The organism is Bradyrhizobium altum (genome assembly GCF_020889705.1).
In the GTDB taxonomy this organism is placed as follows: Bacteria; Pseudomonadota; Alphaproteobacteria; order Rhizobiales; family Xanthobacteraceae; genus Bradyrhizobium; species Bradyrhizobium altum.
In genome coordinates this window covers 1-18,414 of record NZ_JACMYP010000181.1, presented here as the reverse complement: position 1 = coordinate 18,414, position 18,414 = coordinate 1, and the positions used below count along the sequence as shown (strand labels likewise).

The 18,414-nt window shown below is 65.0% G+C and carries 16 protein-coding genes and 2 pseudogenes; 5 read left to right on the top strand and 13 right to left on the bottom strand.

Going from position 1 to position 18,414, the window contains the following annotated elements:
- Window positions 1–346: 346 nt before the first annotated feature.
- Window positions 347–1,543: an acetyl-CoA C-acyltransferase gene (locus H8B02_RS32890; protein ID WP_229170046.1), complete on the top strand. Its 1,197-nt coding sequence runs from the start codon at window positions 347–349 to the stop codon at window positions 1,541–1,543.
- A gap of 119 nt (window positions 1,544–1,662) precedes the next feature.
- Window positions 1,663–2,967, top strand: coding sequence for an MFS transporter (locus H8B02_RS32885; protein ID WP_229170045.1), 1,305 nt, complete (start codon window positions 1,663–1,665; stop codon window positions 2,965–2,967).
- A gap of 17 nt (window positions 2,968–2,984) precedes the next feature.
- On the opposite strand, the pseudogene H8B02_RS32880 reads toward H8B02_RS32885, so the two are convergent.
- Window positions 2,985–3,771 (bottom strand): annotated as a pseudogene (locus H8B02_RS32880) (acetoacetate decarboxylase).
- A 57-nt stretch (window positions 3,772–3,828) separates the two neighbouring features.
- Between H8B02_RS32880 and H8B02_RS49125 the strand changes: the two are divergent.
- Window positions 3,829–3,972, top strand: a complete 144-nt coding sequence (locus H8B02_RS49125) for a DUF3734 domain-containing protein (protein ID WP_376711738.1) — start codon at window positions 3,829–3,831, stop codon at window positions 3,970–3,972.
- A gap of 227 nt (window positions 3,973–4,199) precedes the next feature.
- On the opposite strand, the gene H8B02_RS32870 is transcribed toward H8B02_RS49125, so the two are convergent.
- Together H8B02_RS32870 and H8B02_RS32865 are read right to left on the bottom strand one after the other, a co-directional pair.
- Window positions 4,200–5,759: an acyl-CoA carboxylase subunit beta gene (locus H8B02_RS32870; protein WP_229170044.1), complete on the bottom strand. Its 1,560-nt coding sequence runs from the start codon at window positions 5,757–5,759 to the stop codon at window positions 4,200–4,202.
- Window positions 5,689–6,663 carry an IclR family transcriptional regulator gene (locus H8B02_RS32865; protein ID WP_229170043.1) on the bottom strand — a complete coding sequence of 325 codons (975 nt, stop codon included), beginning with the start codon at window positions 6,661–6,663 and terminating at the stop codon, window positions 5,689–5,691. Before H8B02_RS32865 ends, H8B02_RS32870 begins: the two co-directional genes overlap by 71 nt.
- A gap of 130 nt (window positions 6,664–6,793) precedes the next feature.
- Here H8B02_RS32865 and H8B02_RS32860 point away from each other — a divergent pair, with 130 nt between their 5' ends.
- Both H8B02_RS32860 and glsA read left to right on the top strand, forming a co-directional pair.
- Complete coding sequence (locus H8B02_RS32860) at window positions 6,794–7,015, top strand: acyl-CoA carboxylase biotin carboxyl carrier protein subunit (RefSeq protein ID WP_092113090.1); 222 nt, start codon at window positions 6,794–6,796, stop codon at window positions 7,013–7,015.
- A 286-nt stretch (window positions 7,016–7,301) separates the two neighbouring features.
- Window positions 7,302–9,161: a glutaminase A gene (gene glsA, locus H8B02_RS32855; RefSeq protein WP_229170042.1), complete on the top strand. Its 1,860-nt coding sequence runs from the start codon at window positions 7,302–7,304 to the stop codon at window positions 9,159–9,161.
- 187 nt (window positions 9,162–9,348) lie between these two features.
- On the opposite strand, the gene H8B02_RS32850 is transcribed toward glsA, so the two are convergent.
- From H8B02_RS32850 to H8B02_RS32805, 10 genes and pseudogenes are all read right to left on the bottom strand, one after another.
- Window positions 9,349–9,876 (bottom strand): carboxymuconolactone decarboxylase family protein, encoded by a 528-nt coding sequence (locus tag H8B02_RS32850; RefSeq protein ID WP_229170041.1) that lies wholly within the window; start codon window positions 9,874–9,876, stop codon window positions 9,349–9,351.
- A 420-nt stretch (window positions 9,877–10,296) separates the two neighbouring features.
- Complete coding sequence (locus H8B02_RS32845) at window positions 10,297–10,656, bottom strand: Zn-ribbon domain-containing OB-fold protein (RefSeq protein ID WP_229170040.1); 360 nt, start codon at window positions 10,654–10,656, stop codon at window positions 10,297–10,299.
- Window positions 10,653–11,789, bottom strand: coding sequence for a thiolase family protein (locus H8B02_RS32840; protein ID WP_229170039.1), 1,137 nt, complete (start codon window positions 11,787–11,789; stop codon window positions 10,653–10,655). Before H8B02_RS32840 ends, H8B02_RS32845 begins: the two co-directional genes overlap by 4 nt.
- A 170-nt stretch (window positions 11,790–11,959) precedes the next feature.
- Window positions 11,960–13,126 carry an acyl-CoA dehydrogenase family protein gene (locus H8B02_RS32835; RefSeq protein ID WP_092113076.1) on the bottom strand — a complete coding sequence of 389 codons (1,167 nt, stop codon included), beginning with the start codon at window positions 13,124–13,126 and terminating at the stop codon, window positions 11,960–11,962.
- Between the two features lie 11 nt (window positions 13,127–13,137).
- Entirely contained in the window at window positions 13,138–14,337 is a 1,200-nt protein-coding gene (locus H8B02_RS32830) for a CaiB/BaiF CoA transferase family protein (protein WP_229170038.1), read from the bottom strand.
- A 262-nt stretch (window positions 14,338–14,599) separates the two neighbouring features.
- Window positions 14,600–14,800 carry a hypothetical protein gene (locus H8B02_RS32825; protein ID WP_092113071.1) on the bottom strand — a complete coding sequence of 67 codons (201 nt, stop codon included), beginning with the start codon at window positions 14,798–14,800 and terminating at the stop codon, window positions 14,600–14,602.
- 79 nt (window positions 14,801–14,879) lie between these two features.
- Complete coding sequence (locus H8B02_RS32820; protein ID WP_229170037.1) at window positions 14,880–16,412, bottom strand: class I adenylate-forming enzyme family protein; 1,533 nt, start codon at window positions 16,410–16,412, stop codon at window positions 14,880–14,882.
- A gap of 1 nt (window position 16,413) precedes the next feature.
- Window positions 16,414–17,583, bottom strand: coding sequence for an acetyl-CoA acetyltransferase (locus tag H8B02_RS32815; RefSeq protein ID WP_229170036.1), 1,170 nt, complete (start codon window positions 17,581–17,583; stop codon window positions 16,414–16,416).
- A gap of 44 nt (window positions 17,584–17,627) precedes the next feature.
- A complete protein-coding gene (gene eda / locus H8B02_RS32810) occupies window positions 17,628–18,278 on the bottom strand; it encodes a bifunctional 4-hydroxy-2-oxoglutarate aldolase/2-dehydro-3-deoxy-phosphogluconate aldolase (protein WP_229170035.1) in 651 nt (216 codons plus the stop codon).
- Window positions 18,275–18,414 (bottom strand): annotated as a pseudogene (locus H8B02_RS32805) (sugar kinase); the annotation flags it as partial. The pseudogene H8B02_RS32805 and the gene eda, both read right to left, overlap by 4 nt.

Below are 18,414 nucleotides of genomic sequence, written 5' to 3'. Positions count from 1 at the left end.
TTTGTTCAAGAGAGGGCGGAACGAAGAGCAAGACTCGGACAGATCGTGTCGCGAGAATGCGAAGCTGCGTCCTCATCCTCATCGTCGTCCTGGCGAAAGCCAGGACCCATAACCACCGGCTTTGGTTGTCGGAAACGAGCGTTGCCCCAGCGTCGCGCAACAATTCGCATTTGGGGTAATGGGTCCTGGCTTTCGCCAGAACGACAGTGGTGATTGCGGAACTATCCCGGCCTCTCATTCACGCGAACACGACATTTTGTCATGACCGGCGGAGTTGCATTTTTTGCATTGCATCATATGATGCATATAATTCAATCAAATCCCCGGCATTGAAGGGAATCCTGCCATGGCATCCAGCGCCGATCCCGTCGTCATCCTCTCCGCCGCCCGCACCCCGCTCGGCCGCTTCATGGGCGAACTCACGCCGCTTGCCGCACACAGACTCGGCTCGCATGTGATCGGCGCGGCGCTCGAGCGTGCAAAGCTTGCGCCTGAACGCATCGACGAGGTTTTCATGGGCAACGTGCTGCCCGCCGGCCAGGGCCAGGCCCCTGCCCGCCAGGCGGCGCGCGGCGCAGGGCTGCCGGATGCCACAGGTGCCACCACCGTCAACAAGGTCTGCGGCTCCGGCATGAAGGCAACCATGCTGGCGCACGACATCATCAAGGCCGGCTCGGCCGAGATCGTACTGTCCGGCGGCATGGAGAGCATGAGTAACGCGCCGTATCTGCTGCAAAAGGCCCGCGGCGGCTATCGCGCCGGCCACGACCGCATCATTGACCACATGATGATGGACGGGCTCGAGGACGCCTATGAGACCGGCCGCTCGATGGGCGATTTCGGCGAGGCCACCGCGGAGGCCTATCAGTTCACCCGCGCCGACCAGGACACCTATGCGATGGAGACGCTGAGCCGCGCCCGCAAGGCGGTTGAGGGCGGCGCCTTCAAAGCCGAGATCGCGCCGATCACGCTCACCGAGAAGGCCGGTCCGCGCATCATCGCCAATGACGAGCATCCGCTGAAGGTCGATCCGGCAAAGATCCCCCGCCTGAAGCCGGCGTTCCGCGCCAATGGCACCATCACGCCGGCCGCCTCCTCGGCCAATGCCGACGGCGCCGCGGCGCTGATCCTGGCGCGACGTTCGCTCGCCGACCGCGACGGCCTGCCGGTGCTGGCCGAGATCAAGGGCCACGCCACCCACAGCCAGGAGCCGCAATGGTTCACCACCGCGCCGATCCCGGCGATCAGAAAGCTGCTCGACAAGGTCGGCTGGAGCGTCGGCGATGTCGACCTGTTCGAGATCAACGAGGCGTTCGCGGTGGTCGCGATGGCGGCGCAGCGCGATCTCGGAATTCCGCGTGACAGGCTGAACATCAATGGCGGCGCCTGCGCGCTCGGCCATCCGATCGGCGCCACCGGCGCGCGGCTGATCGTGACGCTGCTCCACGCGCTGGAGGCGCAGAACCTGAAGCGCGGCGTCGCTGCACTGTGCATCGGCGACGGCGAAGCCACCGCGATCGCGGTCGAGCGGGTCACGCACTAGTTTAAAACGGCCCACGGCCGAGTCCGAAAACGAGGGAACTTTGGCATTTTAGCCATAGCTCCCTCGTGCCATATTGTGCATCACGAATAGAACCCTCATTGCATTTCATCCGGGGCCCAATGATCTCGAACTGGCTTGCTTCCGCCCTCGCCCGCCGCAACATCCATTACGGCTGGGTGATGGTTGCCGTGACCTTCCTTGCCGCGCTGATCTCGGCCGGCACGGTCGGCGCGCCCGGCGTCTTCATCGTGCCGCTGCAGAAGGAATTCGGCTGGTCCACCGCCGAGATCTCCTCCGCCCTGTCGATCCGCTTCATCCTGTTCGGGCTGATGGCGCCGTTCGCCGCCGCGCTGATGAACCGCTACGGCCTGCGCAACGTGACGCTGGCGGCGCAATTGATCGTGGTGTCGGGACTGTTGGCCTCGCTCGCCATGACGCAGGTCTGGCAGCTGATCCTGTTGTGGGGCGTCGTGATCGGGATCGGCACCGGCATGACCGCGCTGGTGCTCGGCGCGACGATTGCGACGCGCTGGTTCGTCGCGCGACGCGGCCTCGTGATCGGTATGCTCACTGCGAGCGTCGCGACCGGGCAGCTCGCCTTCCTGCCGCTGCTCGCGACCATCACCGAGCATTACGGCTGGCGTGTCGCGCTTGGCCTCGTCTGCGTCATGCTCGGCGTTGCCGCCTTTGCCGTGCTGATGGTGATGCGCGACCGGCCGAGCGATGTCGGCCTGCGTCCGTTCGGCGACGAAGGCACGACGCCGCTCCCCGCGCCGCCGCCGGCCAATGCGCCGATCATGGCGGCCGCGCTCGGCACGCTGCGTGGCTCCTCGAAGTCGTCGGTGTTCTGGATCCTGTTCGCGACCTTCTTCGTCTGCGGCGCCTCGACCAACGGCCTCGTCCAGGTCCACCTGATCCCGATGTGCCTCGACTACGGCATTCCGCAGGTGCAGGCCGCGAGCCTGCTCGCCGCGATGGGCATCTTCGATTTCTTCGGCACCATCATCTCGGGCTGGCTGTCGGACCGCTTCGACAATCGCCGGCTGCTGTTCTGGTATTACGGGCTGCGCGGGCTGTCGCTGCTCTACCTGCCGTATTCCGACTTCACGTTCTACGGGCTGTCGCTGTTTGCGATGTTCTACGGGCTCGACTGGATCGCAACCGTGCCGCCGACGGTCCGCCTGACCGCGCAGCGGTTCGGCGCCGAGCGCGCCAATCTGGTGTTCGGCTGGATCTTTGCCGGCCATCAGCTCGGCGCCGGCGCCGCCGCGTTCGGCGCCGGGCTGTCACGCACGCTCTATGCGAGCTATCTGCCGGCATTCTTCATCGCCGGCGCGCTCTGCGTCATCGCCGCGCTGAGTGTGCTGGCGATCTCGCGGCCGCAGCCCAAGGTCGCGCCGGAGGCGAAACCGGTCGCGGCCTGATCGAGCTTCGCTGCGTGCTACTCCGCGGCGAGACCGGTCGGTGCCGCCGCCTCTTCGACTTCCTTGTTGTAGTCGTGCACGATGCGGCCGAACGGCAGCGTCAAATCGGCGATGTAATGATGCGCGCCGACGACGCGCTTGACCGGGAAGTCTGCGACGGGTGCATTGACGTGCGGCACGAAATGCAGCCGGCCGGGACCGATCCACGATCCCTTGACGACGATGTCGGTCAGGTTGATCGCAACCAGCTGGCAGATCTCGAGATGACCGTCGACGCCGGGGATCATCTTCAGATTGACTTGCGTCTTCGACAGCGTCGCGCGGGTGATGTCGCCGTTGCCCGCCATGCTCTCGTGCTTGTAGCCCATCGTGCCCATCGCGACGAGCTGGCCGGCATATTCCAGCGTGCCGGTCAGCGTGTCCTTGACGATCTCGAGCTTGGGATGGGCGTACTTCTTCGGAAAGCCCCAGATCTCGCGGCCGGCCGCGATCGGCGGATCATCGTCGAGATACATCTGGCAGACGAAGTTGATCTCTTCGCCATGCAGCCGCGCGGGGATCACCAGGCCGGACTCGGTGTAGCTGCCGAAGCCGGAGCTATCGGGCATCTTGATCCATTCGTAATGCACGATCGACTGCTCGGTCGGCTCCAGCGGCTCGGGCAGCGCGGCGCGGATCAGCTCCGGATCGGGTCTCATAGGTGATGACAAGGAATTCGCGATCGATGAAGCGGTAGGGACCGGCGGGATAGCTCGGGCCGGCGGCCGGCATGGACGGAAGCTTGAGCAGATCTTCCCTGCGCATCGCAATAACCCCTCGTTGGAAAATATTGCGCGGAAGCTAGCGGCCGAAGACGACCAATTGTCGGACGAGGAGCGCCAGCTCAAGAAGGCGAACAGCCGGCTGCCAGGGATCACGCTGCTGCAGCTGATCTATCAGCAGAAAGCCTATGAGGGCGACGCCAAGGACCACGAATTCTCCGGCACCTCGATGCGCGAGCACTAGGCGAGCGGACACGAGGACACCAAGCGCACGCTGAAGCGGCGCGAATGGATCAAGATGCCCGAGAACGGCATGGGCATCGTGATCCACGACGTGCATCGCGAAGCAGAATAAATAAGGTCGCTCCTTCGACCGTCATTGCGAGCGAAGCGAAGCAATCCATGTCACCGCTTGCGGAGATATCGATTGCTTCGTCGCTACGCTTCTCGCAATGACGGTTGGAGAGAACGCTACGGCCGCGTCGACATGTTGCTCGGTGGGCCGGCCTTGCGGATCGGCTCGGCGAGACGCGCGAACTCGCAGAGCAGCGAGCGCGTCTTGCGCGGATCGATCACCTCCTCGACCCAGAACTTCTCGGCCGAGCGGAACGGCGAGCGCAGCTTGTTGAGGCGGTCCTCGATCTCGCGCAGCTTGGCGGCGGGATCGCTGGCCGCATCGATCTCGGCGCGATAGGCGGCCTCGATGCCGCCCTCGAGCGGCAACGAGCCCCAATAGGCCGACGGCCAGGCATAGCGCATCGAGAAGCGGTTGGCCGGCTGATGCACCACGCCGGCGACACCGAAGGCGTTGCGGATGATGATGGTGCACCACGGCACCGTGCTCTGGTTGACCGCCGCCATCGCCCGCACGCCGTGGCGGATGGTCGCCGACTTCTCGGCCTCGAGCCCGATCATGAAGCCGGGGCAGTCCATCAGATAGACCACCGGCAGATGGAAGGTCTCGGCGAAGTCGACCCAGCGCACCACCTTCTGGCAGGCGTCCGAAGTCCACGAGCCGCCATAGTGGAAGGGGTCGCTGGCGAGCAGCAGCACCGCACGGCCCTCGATCCGTGCCAGTCCGGTGATCACAGGCCGGCCGAAATTGCTGGCGACCTCGAAGAACGAGCCCTTGTCGACGACCGTATCGATGATCGGCCGCATCTTGTAGACCTGCTTGCGATTGCGCGGCACTGCCTTCAGCAGCGCTTCCTCGGCGCGTTCCGGGTCGTCGGTGCAGGGAATGGTCGGCGGCAGATCGTAGACCGACGCCGGCAGATAGGACAGGAAGCGCCGCGCGTAGTCGAACGCCTCCTCTTCCGTCTCGACGGCCTGGTCGATCGCACCGGCGCGGGTCTGGATGTCGGCACCGCCGAGCTCCTGCTTGGTCAGATCCTGCCCCAGGCGCTTCACCACCGGCGGGCCGGCGACGAACATCGCGGAGCTCTTGGTCATGACCGAGTAATGCGTGGCCGCCAGCCGCGCGGCACCTAAGCCCGCGACCGAGCCGAGGCCGAGACCGACCACCGGCACGCGCGCCAGATTGGCGGTCGTGTACCAGTACCAGCGCGTGCCGCCGACACCGCCGGGCAGATTGGCCGCGCCCCTGGTCTCGATTGTCTTGACCGAGCCGCCGCCGCCCGAGCCCTCGATCACGCGGACGATCGGCAGGCGGAAGTCGTGCGCCATCTCCTCCGCCATCAGCGGCTTAGCGGAAATCGATGCATCGGCCGAGCCGCCGCGCACGGTGAAATCGTCGCCGACGACGACCACGGTGCGGCCATCGACCCTGGCGCGGCCGAACACGCAGTTCGCCGGCGTCAGATGCTTGAGTTCGTTGCTCTCGTCGTATTCGGCGATGCCGGAGATGGCACCGACCTCGTGGAAGCTGTTCTGGTCGACGAGCTTGTCGATACGCTCACGAACCGTGAGCCGGCCCTGGTCGCGTTGCCGCTTGACCTTGTCAACGCCTCCCATCTCCCGCGCGAACGCTTCGCGCCGGGCGAGGTCGTCGAGTTCCGGCTTCCAGTTCATGCATTGCCTCCGTCTTGATGATTTTGTTGTTGTTATGGGGGGCCACCGGAAGCGACTTGCGTTCGATCCGATTGCTGAAGATGTCGCCGTCGGCGCCTTCGAGCAGGCTGCCGACCGCGGCGGCGAGGTCGACCATCAGCGGCGCGACCTCGCGATGCAGCCGCTGCTCGTCATACATCGCCGAGAGCAAGCCGATCGTGGTGACCACATAGGTCTGGTATTGCGGTGACCACAGCGGCACCGCGACGCCGTTGATGTGCGGGCTCCACAGGCCGCAGGCGACGACGTAGCCGTGCTCCTGCAAATGACGGCGGTTGGCCGCGATGCGCGGCGTCAGCATCTTGGCACTGTCCGGCAACTCGCCTTCCATCTCTGATATCAGCGCGTCGCCGATCGCGGGATCGAGCGCTGCGGTATAGGCGTGGCCGGCGGCGGTGGTCGCCATCGAGATACGGCTGCCGGTGGCCTCATGCAGGCCGAGCGCGTTCGCCGCGCGGGCGAACTCCAGGTAGACCAGATGAAAGCGGTCAGGGATCACGAAGCCCACGGTGCCGGGCAACTGGTCGGCGACATCCTGCAAACGCAGCCGGATCAGGTTGCGCAGCTGCAGCCCCTTCATCATCGAGGTGCTCATCGCGACCGCGCTCGGGCCGATGCGATATTTCTGATCGCGCGGCAGATAGACGAGCTGTCCCATCCGCGTCAGCGTGTGCGTCAAGCGCGACACCGTCGAACGCGGCAGGCCGCAGCGGTTCGAGATTTCGAGATTGCCGAGTCGCGCTTCGTGTCCTTCGAAGCACCGCAACACATCAAACGCGCGCGACACCACCTGGATGACATCGCCATCGCCAGTCTCGCTGGCGAGCATTCCCTGCCGGCTAAGCCGTTCCGAGCGCCGTCCCATTTGTTTTGGCTCCATTCCGTCTTACGGAATAAAATTCCACTTGCAGAAGAAGCTACCTCAGGCAATCTGCCGCCACAACAAAAAGCCGTTCGCCGGATGAAATTTCCGCAAGACGGTATCGGAGAGTGGAATGCCAGAGATCAAGGTTGTGACCGAAGTTGCCGGGCGCGTTTGCGCGCTTCCTGTTGAGGCCGGCAGCAATATCGGCGATGGCGACGAGATCGCGTTCGTCGAAGCGATGAAGATGGAAATACCGGTCACGTCGACGACGGCAGGCAAAATCAAGTCGATTCTGGTCAGGATTGATGACGTCATCGCCGAAGGCCAGGCCGTCGCGATCGTCGAGACCTGACGGCGGACCGTCCGGCCGCCCGCGCGGACCAAATTCCCACGTGCCGCGTCCTCCGACGGCCACTCCTTTGGAGCCAGGCAGCGTCGGACGCTGTTTTGCTTGCGAAACATTTCCGAGCGAAAAGTTTCGCATGACAAAACAAATACCGAGCAACCGCTCGCTTTGTGATCATCGGTTCGGAGACCGCAGCCGTCGGATGGCGTCCGACCCGGACCGATCGCTTCACAGCTGACGTCGGTGCGCGCTCAGTTGCGCGCGCCCTGATTGCGTTGCACAACAGGAGGCGATGAAACGATCGCCGCCTCCCGTCACCGCCACCACCACGGCCTGGTCCAGCTCGAAGCCGCCGCTGCTGCGGTTTCTGCACGCTTGTTACGCAGACTTCCTGCCGGAGGCCGGCGGCGCGGTGGCCGACTACATCCCCGAGCTCGGCAAGGCCGACCCCGCCCATTTTGGCATCAGCCTCGCGACGCTCGACGGCCATGTCTATGAGGTCGGCGACAGCAGGGTGCCCTTCACCATCCAGTCGATGTCAAAACCGTTCGTGTTCGCGCTGGCGCTCGACACGCTCGGCGCCGAACGGGTGGAGAGCGTGATCGGCGTCGAGCCGTCCGGCGACCCCTTCAATTCGATCCGGCTCAATGCCGATAACCACCCGTTCAATGCGATGGTGAATGCCGGCGCAATCGCCTGCTCCGGCCTGCTCCATGCCGACAAGGGCGACGGCGCATTCGACTACATCCGCCAGGCGCTCGGCCGCTTCGCCGGCCGCGAGCTCGATGTCGACGAGGCAGTCTATGCCTCCGAGAGCGCCACCGGCGATCGCAACCGGGCGATCGGCTATCTCTTGCGCACCAACAGCGTGATCACCGAGAACGTGCCTGCAGTGCTCGACGTCTATTTCCGGCAATGCGCCATCCTCGTCACCGCGCGCGATACCGCCGTAATGGCGGCGACCCTGGCCAACCGCGGCATCAATCCGCTGACCGGCGAGCAGGTGGTGACGCCTTACGCGATCGCGCGCACGCTGTCGGTGATGACCTCGTCGGGGATGTACGACTACGCCGGCGAATGGATCTACCGCGTCGGCATCCCCGCCAAGAGCGGCGTCGGCGGCGGCATCCTGGCGGCGTTGCCGGCCCGGCTCGGGCTCGGCAGCTATTCGCCAAAGCTCGACAAGCACGGCAACAGCGTGCGCGGCATCAAGGTCTGCGAGGCGCTGTCGGGGCATTACGACCTGCACATGCTGAACCGCAGCGACGATGCCCGCCACAGCATCATCGCCGACTACAATATCGGCAAGAACCCGTCGCGGCGCCTGCGCCGCCCGCAGGAACAGGAGATCCTGGCAAAGCACTTCCAGGAGGTGCGCGTGATTGAGCTGGTCGGCACGCTGTCGCTCTCCAACGTCGACTATGTCTCGCGCCGCCTCGCCGGCAGCCCGCGGCCTGCGTTCGTGATCTTTGACCTGCGCCGCGTCACCGCGACAACCCGCGCCGGCGCCCGGCTGGTGGCGGAAGCTTTCCAGGAGCTGGCCGAGCTCGGCGTCACCGTGATCCTCTCCGGCATCAAGCGGACCTCGCGCGAATGGACCACGATCAGCGAGTGGACCAACCGCCTCGGCAATATCAGGGATTTCTATCTGCTCGACACCGCGATCGAATGGGCCGAGGACCAGATCGTCTACCGCTATGGCGGCTCGATCGACTTCCTGGAAACGACAGAGCTTTCGGAGCAGCCGCTGCTCGCCGGGCTGAGCGAAGCTGATATCGCCGATCTCACTGCGCTTTGCACGGTCAGGACCTACCAGCCCAACGAGAAGATCATTGCCGCGGGCAGTGAGGCGACCTCGCTGTTCTTCCTGCGCAGCGGCGTGGTCCACGTCACCCTGCCCGACGGCATCCGGCTCGCGACGCTGACCGCCGGCATGGCGTTCGGCGAGATGGCGCTGCTGGAGCCGAAACGCTCGGCAGATGTGATCGCCGACATGTCGGCCACCGCCTACGAGGTGGCGATCCAGGATTTCGAGCGGTTTCGCGAGCAGCACCCGCGCGCCGGCGAACGGATCATGCGCAACCTCGCGCAGATCCTCGCCGAGCGGCTGATCGTGGCGAATGCGAAGGTGGACCTGCTGACGTCGGGGTAGATCTTGCTTCCCCCCTCGCCCCGTTCTTACGGGGAGAAGGCTGGGGTGAGGGGCTGCATCCGCACAATGACCGAGAGACGAACTCGCGGAGAGCCCCCCTCACCCGGACCGCATTCCGCTTCGCTCCATGCAGTCCGGCCTCACCCCGCAAGCGGGGCGAGGCGAAGAACTCCGCGGCGCGAGCCGTTCAGCTTACCACTTCCGTCACCGGCTGCATGTCGATCTCGAACGTCTCGAGAAATTTCGACGTCATGATGTAGAAGCCGACCGAGAGCTGCAGCTCGATCAGTGCACCCGGCGTCAACAGCGCCGCGATCGCCTTGAATGTCGTATCCGTCGGCTTCTTCAGCTTGACGATCTCGTCGGTGAAGGTGAGTGCCGCGCGCTGCACCTCGTTGAAGCAGCTCGCGGACTGCCAGTTGTCCAGCGCAGCGTTCTGCTCATCGGTGACGCCGACATTCTTCCCGATGCGCTTGTGTGCGACGATCTCGTAAGGCGCCTCGCAGAGAATGCCGGTGCGGGTGATCGCAAGCTCGCGCACGACGGGATCGAGTTCGCCTTTGTGGCGGATCGCGCCGCCGAGCCGGCAGTACTGCTCAAAGTAGCTCGGCGAATGGGCCATCATGCGAAAGATGTTGGCGTTGCGGTTCTTGTCGAGGATCTCGCGGGTGCGCGGGCTTGCCTTCGCGGGATCGGAGTAGTCGATACGGGCCATTTCCTAACCTTGATCTCTGTCGTTTCTGTCGGGTTCCGAAACAGTATCCGCCGACCGTCGCAGGAGCAACACGCGCGAGTCAAATTGCCGCCGCATTCCCATACAACCCTGACACAGTCGATATTCGCTGAGTGGGGACTCGTCAAAAGCGAATGCTCGACGCGGGGTGTTCCGAGTACAAAATCTGGCCGTCATGCGCGCAATTTGCGCAACGATGAGTCACGCCCAAGTCTAGGGGAAACGCATGAAGGAAGCCACCAAGAGGGCGGCCTCGGAAGCGCTTGCGCAAATGCTGGCGGTGACGGCGATGCTCGTCATCGCCAGCTTTGTCTTCTATTGGCGATAGTATCCGTAAACTATGAGGGGCAAGAGCGAACCAATTCAGCCTGGTTTCGCGTTCTGACTGGATCGTTCAGCCCCTCATTTCGCCTTTGCGAAATACGGAACCAGCCGTCCCGCGAATTGCGTGAAGCGCGCCAAAACCTTGTCGCCGATGGCGAGGTCGTTGTCGCCATGTGCCATCATGCGAAAGCCCTCGTCGGCATCCACGAGCAGGATATTGTAGGGCACATGCGCCCGGGTCTCCGGTGTCGCGGCGCGACAGACCAGCGACGTCGCATACACGGTCCCTGCTCCGCTCGCGCGGTGCTCAGCGAGATCGGGCGAGCCGCAGGCGGCGCAGAAGCTGCGGCGGAAATACTGCCGCGCGCCGCAGGCGTTGCAGGTCTGATAGACGATGGCTTCCGCGCCCTTGGTCCAGTCAGCGATCGGTTCGCTCATCGCACGCGCTCCAGGAACATGCTGACATGGGAGGACAGCACGCCGCCGTCGCCGTGCAGCAACGCAACCGAGGCGTCGCGGACCTGGCGATTTCCGGCGCGGCCGGTCATCTGCAGGTGGGTTTCGACCAGATGCGCCATCGCGCCGCCGACACCGCAATGGCCGTAGCTGAGCAGGCCGCCATGGGTGTTGAGCGGCATCTCGCCATCCTGATTGAAATAGCCGGCGCGCACCCGCGACGCCGCCTCGCCGCGCTCGGCAAGGCCGAGATCCTCCAGCAGCATCGCCAGCGTGATCGTGAAGCTGTCGTAGACCGCGGCGTAACGCACGTCCGATATCGCGACACCCGACGCCGCTTTTGCCTTCGCAATCGAAATCTCCGCACCGAGCTCGCTCAGCGCGGGCGCCGCCGTGATGTGCTGATGGGTATGCGCCTGGGCGCAGCCGCGGACGCGAACCCGCCGCTCGCCGGTCGGCTCGCGGCTGATCACGCACGCCGCACCGCCGTCGGACACCGGGCAGCAGTCGAGCAGTTTGAGCGGGATCGCCACCGGCTTCGAAGCCATCACGTCGGAAACCGTGATCGGCTCGTGGAATTGCGCGCCGGGATGCATCAGCGCGTGCTTGCGCATCAGCACCGCGAACTCGGCGAGGTCTTCCTGCGTGAGGCCGTACTCATGCATGTAACGCGTCGCGACCAGGCCGTAGTAGGCCGGGATCGTCGGCCCCAGCGTCACCTCGTAATCGGGATGGCCGACCTGGGCCAGCGCCTGGATCGAAGCGTCGCGGCTCTGCCCGGTCAGCCGGTTCTCGCCGCCGACCACCAGCACATGCTTCGCCACGCCGGCATCGACAAGGTGATGCGCCAGCATGGTCATCGCAAGCCCGGTGGCGCCGCCGACCTGCACGGCGTGAGCATAGGACGGACGAATACCAAAGTGCTCGGCGAATACCGTGGCCAGCATGATGTGCGGCGAGACGGTGGAATAACCGCACAGGATACCGTCGATGTCGGCGCGCTTCAGTCCGGCATCGGAGATCGCGAGTTCGGCCGCCTTGCTCATCAGGTCGAGCGAGGACAGGTCCTCATGCTTGCCGTAGGACGTGAGGCCGACGCCGGTGACGAAGCTCATCTTGTCTCCACCCTCTCCGTCGTCATTCCGGGGCGCCGCGAAGCGGCGAGCCCGGAAGCCATTTCACCGGCTTCGCATGTGGCCCGATGGATTCCCCGATGCGCAATTGCGCATCTGTGGCCTGCGCCTGACGGCGCATCCCGGAATGACGCTGTGGAAATTCCCAACCATCAATACGACTTCGGAAGGCCGAGCACCTTCTCGCCGATGAAGCTGAGGATGAGCTGCGGGCTGATCGGCGCGATGCGCGGGATCAGCGATTCCCTGAAATAGCGCTCGACGTGATACTCCTTGGCGTAGCCGAAGCCGCCATGGGTCATCACCGCTTGCTCGCAGGCGTGAAAGCCTGCTTCCGCTGCGAGATATTTTGCCGCGTTCGCGGCGGGGCCGCACGGCAGGTTCTGGTCATATTGCCAGCCGGCGCGCAGCACCATCAACCAGGCAGCCTCGAGCTCCATCCAGCACTTCGCCAGCGGATGCTGGATCCCCTGGTTCATGCCGATCGGACGGTTGAACACGATGCGGCCCTTGGCGTATTCCGACGCCCGCTTCAGCGCGATCTGGCCGAGGCCGACCGCTTCTGCTGCGATCAGGATGCGCTCGGGGTTCATGCCGTGCAGGATATATTCGAAGCCGCGGCCTTCCTCGCCGATGCGATCCTCGACCGGGATCTCGAAGTTCTCGAAGAACAGCTCGTTGGAGTCGACGGGCTTGCGGCCCATCTTCTCGATCTCGTGCACGGTGACGCGCTTGCGGTCGAAGTCGGTGTAGAACAGGCTGAGGCCGTGGGTCGGGCTACGTACCTCCTCCAGCGGCGTGGTGCGCGCGAGCAGCAGGATCTTGTTGGCGACCTGCGCGGTCGAGATCCACACCTTCTGGCCGTTGACGATGTATTTGTCGCCCTGGCGCACGGCGCGGGTCTTGAGCTGGGTGGTGTTGAGGCCGGTATTGGGCTCGGTCACCGCAAAGCAGGACTTGTCGCGGCCGTCGATGATCGGCGGCAGCATGCGCTGGCACTGCTCCTTGGTGCCGAACACCACCACCGGATTGAGCCCGAACACGTTCATGTGCACAGCGGATGCGCCGGACATGCCGGCGCCGGATTCGGAGATCGTGCGCATCATGATCGCAGCATCGGTGATGCCGAGCCCGGAGCCGCCATACTCCTCGGGGATACAGATGCCGAGCCAGCCGGCATCGGCCAGCGCGCGATGGAAGTCGGCCGGATAGCCGCCCTCCTTGTCCTTCTTCAGCCAGTAGGCTTCGTCAAAGCGGGTGCAGATCTTGGCGACGGCGTCGCGGATCGACTCCTGGTTGGCGGAGAGTGCGAAATCCATCTGTCGTGCTCCTATGCCTTCACCACTTTGGCCGCGCCGTCGCGCACCATCGCCGCGATCTCATCGGTCGAGAAACCTGCCTCGCGCAAGATCTCCGCGCTGTGCTCGCCGAGCCGCGGCGCCAGCCGGCTTGGTTCGACCTTGGTCTCCGACCAGCGCGCCGACGGCGTCATGCTGCGGATGCGGCCCTCGGTCGGGTGATCGACCACGGGGAAGACGCCGGTCGCGACCATATGCGGGTCCTCCAGCAGGCTCTCGAGATCGTGCATCGGCATCACGGGCACGTCGGCCTTTTCGAGTATCTCGTTCCACTCGGCCGTGGTCTTGGTCTGCAGGATGCGCGCGAGCTCGGCGTAAACGACATCGATATTGGTGGCGCGGCCGGCGAAGGTCGCGAATTTCGGATCGCTGCGTAGATCGTCGCGGCCGGTCGCCTTGAAGAAGTTCTCCCACTGCTTGTCGTTGTAGACGATCACGCAGATATAGCCATCCAAGGTCTTGTACGGCCGCCGGTCCGGCGACAGATGCCGCGCATAGCCGCCCTTGTCGAGCGGCGGATCGTAAGTCAACCCGCCCATATGGTCGCCCATCACGAACCCGGCCATGGTCTCGAACATCGGAATGTCGACGCGCTGGCCCTGCCCCGTGCGGTCGCGATGCACGAGGCTCGCGCAGATCGCGCCGACCGCGGTGAGCCCGACGATGCGATCGACCAACGCGTTCGGCACGTAGCGCGGCACGCCGTCCGAGGTCTGCGCCATCAGCGCCGGCAGCGCGGTGGCGCCCTGGATCAGGTCGTCGTAAGCGGGTTTAGCTGCATACGGGCCCTCCTGGCCGAAGCCGAACACGCCGGCATAGATCAACCGCGGATTGACTTTGGCGACGACGTCGTAACCGAGCTGCAGCCGCGCCATCGCCTGTGGGCGCACATTGTAGACCAGCACGTCGGCCTGCGCGATCAGCCGTAGCACGGCCTCGCGCCCCGCCAGCTTCTTCAGGTCGAGGCAGACCGAACGCTTGCTGCGGTTGGTGTTGAGGAACACCGGCCCCATACCGGGATGCCGGGTCGGACCGATCTGCCGCGTCACGTCGCCGTCGGGCGATTCCACCTTGATGACCTCGGCGCCGTAGTCGCCGAGCATCTGGGTGGCATAGGGTCCCATCAGCACGGTCGTCATATCGACGACCTTGATACCCTGCAGTGGTCCCATCGTCCTGTTCGCTCCCGGATGTTCTGGTTACGCAGCTAAAGCGTGATGAGATCAGGCGAGCGTCATCGCGCTTGGCGTCATTTGAGCATGAGCTTTCCGGAAAGCCGCTTCGCACTTTCCGGATCATGCCTACTAACGGGAGCTATTCGCCGAGATCAAGCTGCGCCGGGCGTATGGGCGTATGCGCGGCGGCGGCCGGATCGTTTCCGCGCGGCGGAACTCAGGGCGGGCAAGACGAAGCCCACCGCCGGCCCGATGCCGCTTACTGCCCGGTCATCGTCTCGCGCGCCTTCAGGAGCTTTTCCAGTTCCGCATTCTGCTGCTCGAGCCGCTCGGCGATGCGCTCCTCGACTTCCGCGCCCGCGGCACCCGCGGCCTGCTCGATCAGCTGCCTGATATTGTCCCGGAGGATTGCAATGCGATCGTTCACTTCCGACAGCGACAGAGACGTCTCGATTCCCATGGTCCGTTCTCCCGGTGACAGGCGCAAGCAGCTTAGCGCGACGGGAGGCCGCGGCCTATCCCTTTGCAGATCCCTTGGCCTATCCTTTGGCCATCATCTCCCGCAGCGCGGTCTTCAGCACCTTGCCATAATTGTTCTTCGGCAGGGCATCGAGATAGACATAGCGCTTCGGCCGCTTGAAGCGGGCGATCGAGGCAAGGCAATGCGCGTCGAGCCTGCCGTCGTCGGCGGCGGCACCGTCCTCGAGCACGACGCAGGCGACGACGATCTCGCCCCATTCCGGATCCGGCACACCAATCGCCGAGACCTCGCGGACATCAGGATGCGTCAGCAGCGCTTCCTCGACCTCGCGCGGATAGATGTTGGTGCCGCCGGAGATGATCACGTCCTTGGAACGGTCGGACAGCGTCAGGAAACCGTCGGCATCGAGGCGGCCGACATCGCCGGTGCGCAGCCAGCCGTCCTTCAGCGTCTCGGCATTGGCCTTCGGATTGTTCCAGTAGCCGAGCATCACGGCTAAGCCCTTGACCTCGATCTCGCCGGTCTCGCCTGCGGGCAACGGCTTGCCGTCCTTGTCGGTGATGCGCACGGTGACGACGCTCTGCGCGGTGCCGACCGAAGCCAGCCGTTCGAGATACCGGGGATGATCGCTTGCGCGGTGCCAGTCGCGCGACAGCGCCGTGATCGTCATCGGCGACTCGCCCTGGCCATAGATCTGCACGAAGCGCTGGCCCATGGTCGCGATCGCATCGGTGATGTCGGCCGTGTACATCGGCCCGCCGCCATAGATGATGGTGCGCAGTCCCTCGCCGTTCTCGCCGCGCTTCTTGGCGGCATCGACCAGACGGCGCACCATGGTCGGCGCCGCGAACATCACGACATTGTCGAGCTGGCGGCCGAGGTTGAGCACCTCGTCCGGATCGAAGCCGCCGGACTCGGGAACGACGTGGCGGCCGCCCATCCGGACATGCGGGAAATTGTAGAGGCCGGCGCCATGCGAGATCGGCGCGGCATAAAGCGAGGCGTCATTCGGCGTCGCCGGATCGACGTCGGCGAGATAGCACAGCGACATCGCAACCAGATTGCCGTGGCTGAGCATCACGCCCTTGGGTCGACCTGTCGTGCCTGAGGTGTAGAACAGCCAGGCAAGATCGTTGCTTTCGCGCGGCAATGGCGCAGCTGGCCCCTCGCCGCTTCGCATCGGCCTGTACGCGTCGCTGTCGACCGACAGCATGGTCATGCCGGCGGGGCAGTCGTCCTTCGCCTCAAGCAGCGCACCGATCGTGTCGTCGGACACGAAAGCCAGTTTGGCGCCGCCATTGCCGCAGATCCATGCCGCCTCGCGGCCGTGCAGCTTGGCGTTGATCGGGATCGCGGCGGCGCCGATCCACCAGATGCCATAGAGGCATTCGAGATATTGCGTGCAGTTCGATGCAAACAGCGCAATGCGGTCGCCGGCGGCGATGCCGTGATCGCGCGCCAGCGCCGCCCCGATCGAGGCGGCGCGGCGGGCAAAGGTTGCGTAGTCGGCGTCAAGGTCGAAGCCGGTCAGCAGCGCCGGCGCGTCGGGACGCGCCCGTGCCGTCGCCGCCAGCCATTCGGCAATGTTCAAGCTACTTCGCCGGCTCGAGGATCGAGACGTAGTTGGCGACCGCAGCGCCGCCCATGTTGAAGATGCCGCCGATCTGCGGGTTCTTGAGCTGCATGCCCTCGGGCGCCTGCCCCGTGAGCTGCATCGCGCTCATCACGTGCATGGAGACGCCGGTGGCGCCGATCGGATGGCCCTTGGCCTTGAGGCCGCCGGACGGATTGACCGGCAGCTTGCCGTCCTTCTGGGTCCAGCCTTCCATGATCGCGCACGCGCCCTGCCCCTTCGGCGTCAGGCCCATCGCTTCATATTCGATCAGCTCGGCGACCGTGAAGCAGTCGTGGGTCTCGACGAAGGAGAGATCGGAGAGCTGCAGGCCGGCCTTTTGCAGCGCGCGCTGCCAGGCAATAGTGCAGCCTTCGAACTGCAGGATGTCGCGCTTGGACATCGGCAGGAAATCCTGCGCATGGGCGGTGGCGCGGATGTTCACCGCCTTGCCCATGGTCTTGGCGGTCTCGGCATCGGTCAGCACCAGCGCGGCGGCGCCGTCCGAGACCAGCGAGCAGTCGGTGCGCTTCAAGGGGCCGGCGACGAACGGGTTCTTGTCGCTCTCGGCGCGGCAGAACTCGAAGCCGAAATCCTTGCGAATCTGCGCGTAGGGGTTGGCGACGCCGTTCTTGTGGTTCTTGGCGGCGATCATCGCCAGCGCATCGGACTGGTCGCCGTATTTCTGGAAATAGGCCTGCGCGATCTTGCCGAACACGCCGGCGAAGCCGCCGACTGTGTCGCCGTCCTCGGGCAGATAGGACGCCTTCAGGAGGTTCTTGCCGATCTCCGGGCCCGGCGTCTTCGTCATCTGCTCGACGCCGACGACCAGCACGATCTTCGCAGCGCCCGCCTCGATGGCACGAATGCCCTGGTGCACCGCGGCCGATCCGGTGGCGCAGGCGTTCTCGACGCGGGTGGTCGGCTTGAAGCGCAGCGCCGGATTGGCCTGCAGCACCAGAGACGCCGTAAAATCCTGCGGCGAGAAGCCGGCGTTGAAATGGCCGAGCATGATCTCGTCGACGTCCGACGCGGCAATGCCGGCATCGGCGAGCGCCTCGTTGGCGACCTTGACGACGAGGCCTTCGACGGTCTCCGCGTCAAACTTTCCGAATGGCGTGTGCGCCCAACCCACAATGCTGGCTGTCATGGCCGTATCTCCCTGTTCGTGTTCGGGAGTTATGTAGCGTATCTTCAGGCGGCTTTCAGCGTTTTCATCGCCTTCGCGCACATGGCGGTTATGCCCGCCCAGTTGCCGGCGCGGATATCGGCCGCCGGGCACAGCCAGGAACCACCGACCGCCAGCACATTGGGCTCGGCGAGCCAGGTCGCCGCATTGGCCTCGCCGATACCGCCCGTCGGGCAGACCCTGACGTGTGGGAATGGACCGGCCAAGGCGCGCAGTGCCTTGATACCGCCGGCCTGCTCGGCGGGGAAGAATTTGACGACGTCGAAACCGTGCGCCAGTGCCTGCATCAGCTCGGAGGCGGTTGCGATCCCCGGCGCGAACGGCAGCCGACTGGCAGCGACCGCCTTCAGCAGTTCGGGCGTCGCGCCCGGGCTGATGCCGAATTTGGCGCCGAGCGCCTCGGCGCGCGCCAGATCGTCGCCATTGAGGATCGTGCCGATCCCGACCACCGCATCGGGCACCTCGGCGATAATGGCCTTGGCCGCATCGACCGCGACCGCCGTACGCAGCGTCACCTCGAGCGTCCGCACGCCGCCCGCGACCAGCGCCTTGGCGAGCGGGACCGCGTCGGCCAGCCGCTCGATGGTCAGCACCGGGATCACGGTGGCCTGTCGGATCAGCTCGGCGATCTGGTCCTGCTTCGATGTCGTTGTCATTGCGAGGCCTTGCGGGATGGTGGGGGACGAGGCGCCTTCTTCGGCGGCATGGCATAGCGCGGAATGATCGCACCGGGATAGCACACCACGACCCCGGCCAGACGATGGCCGGCGCGCGCCGCTTCCTCGGGCTCGG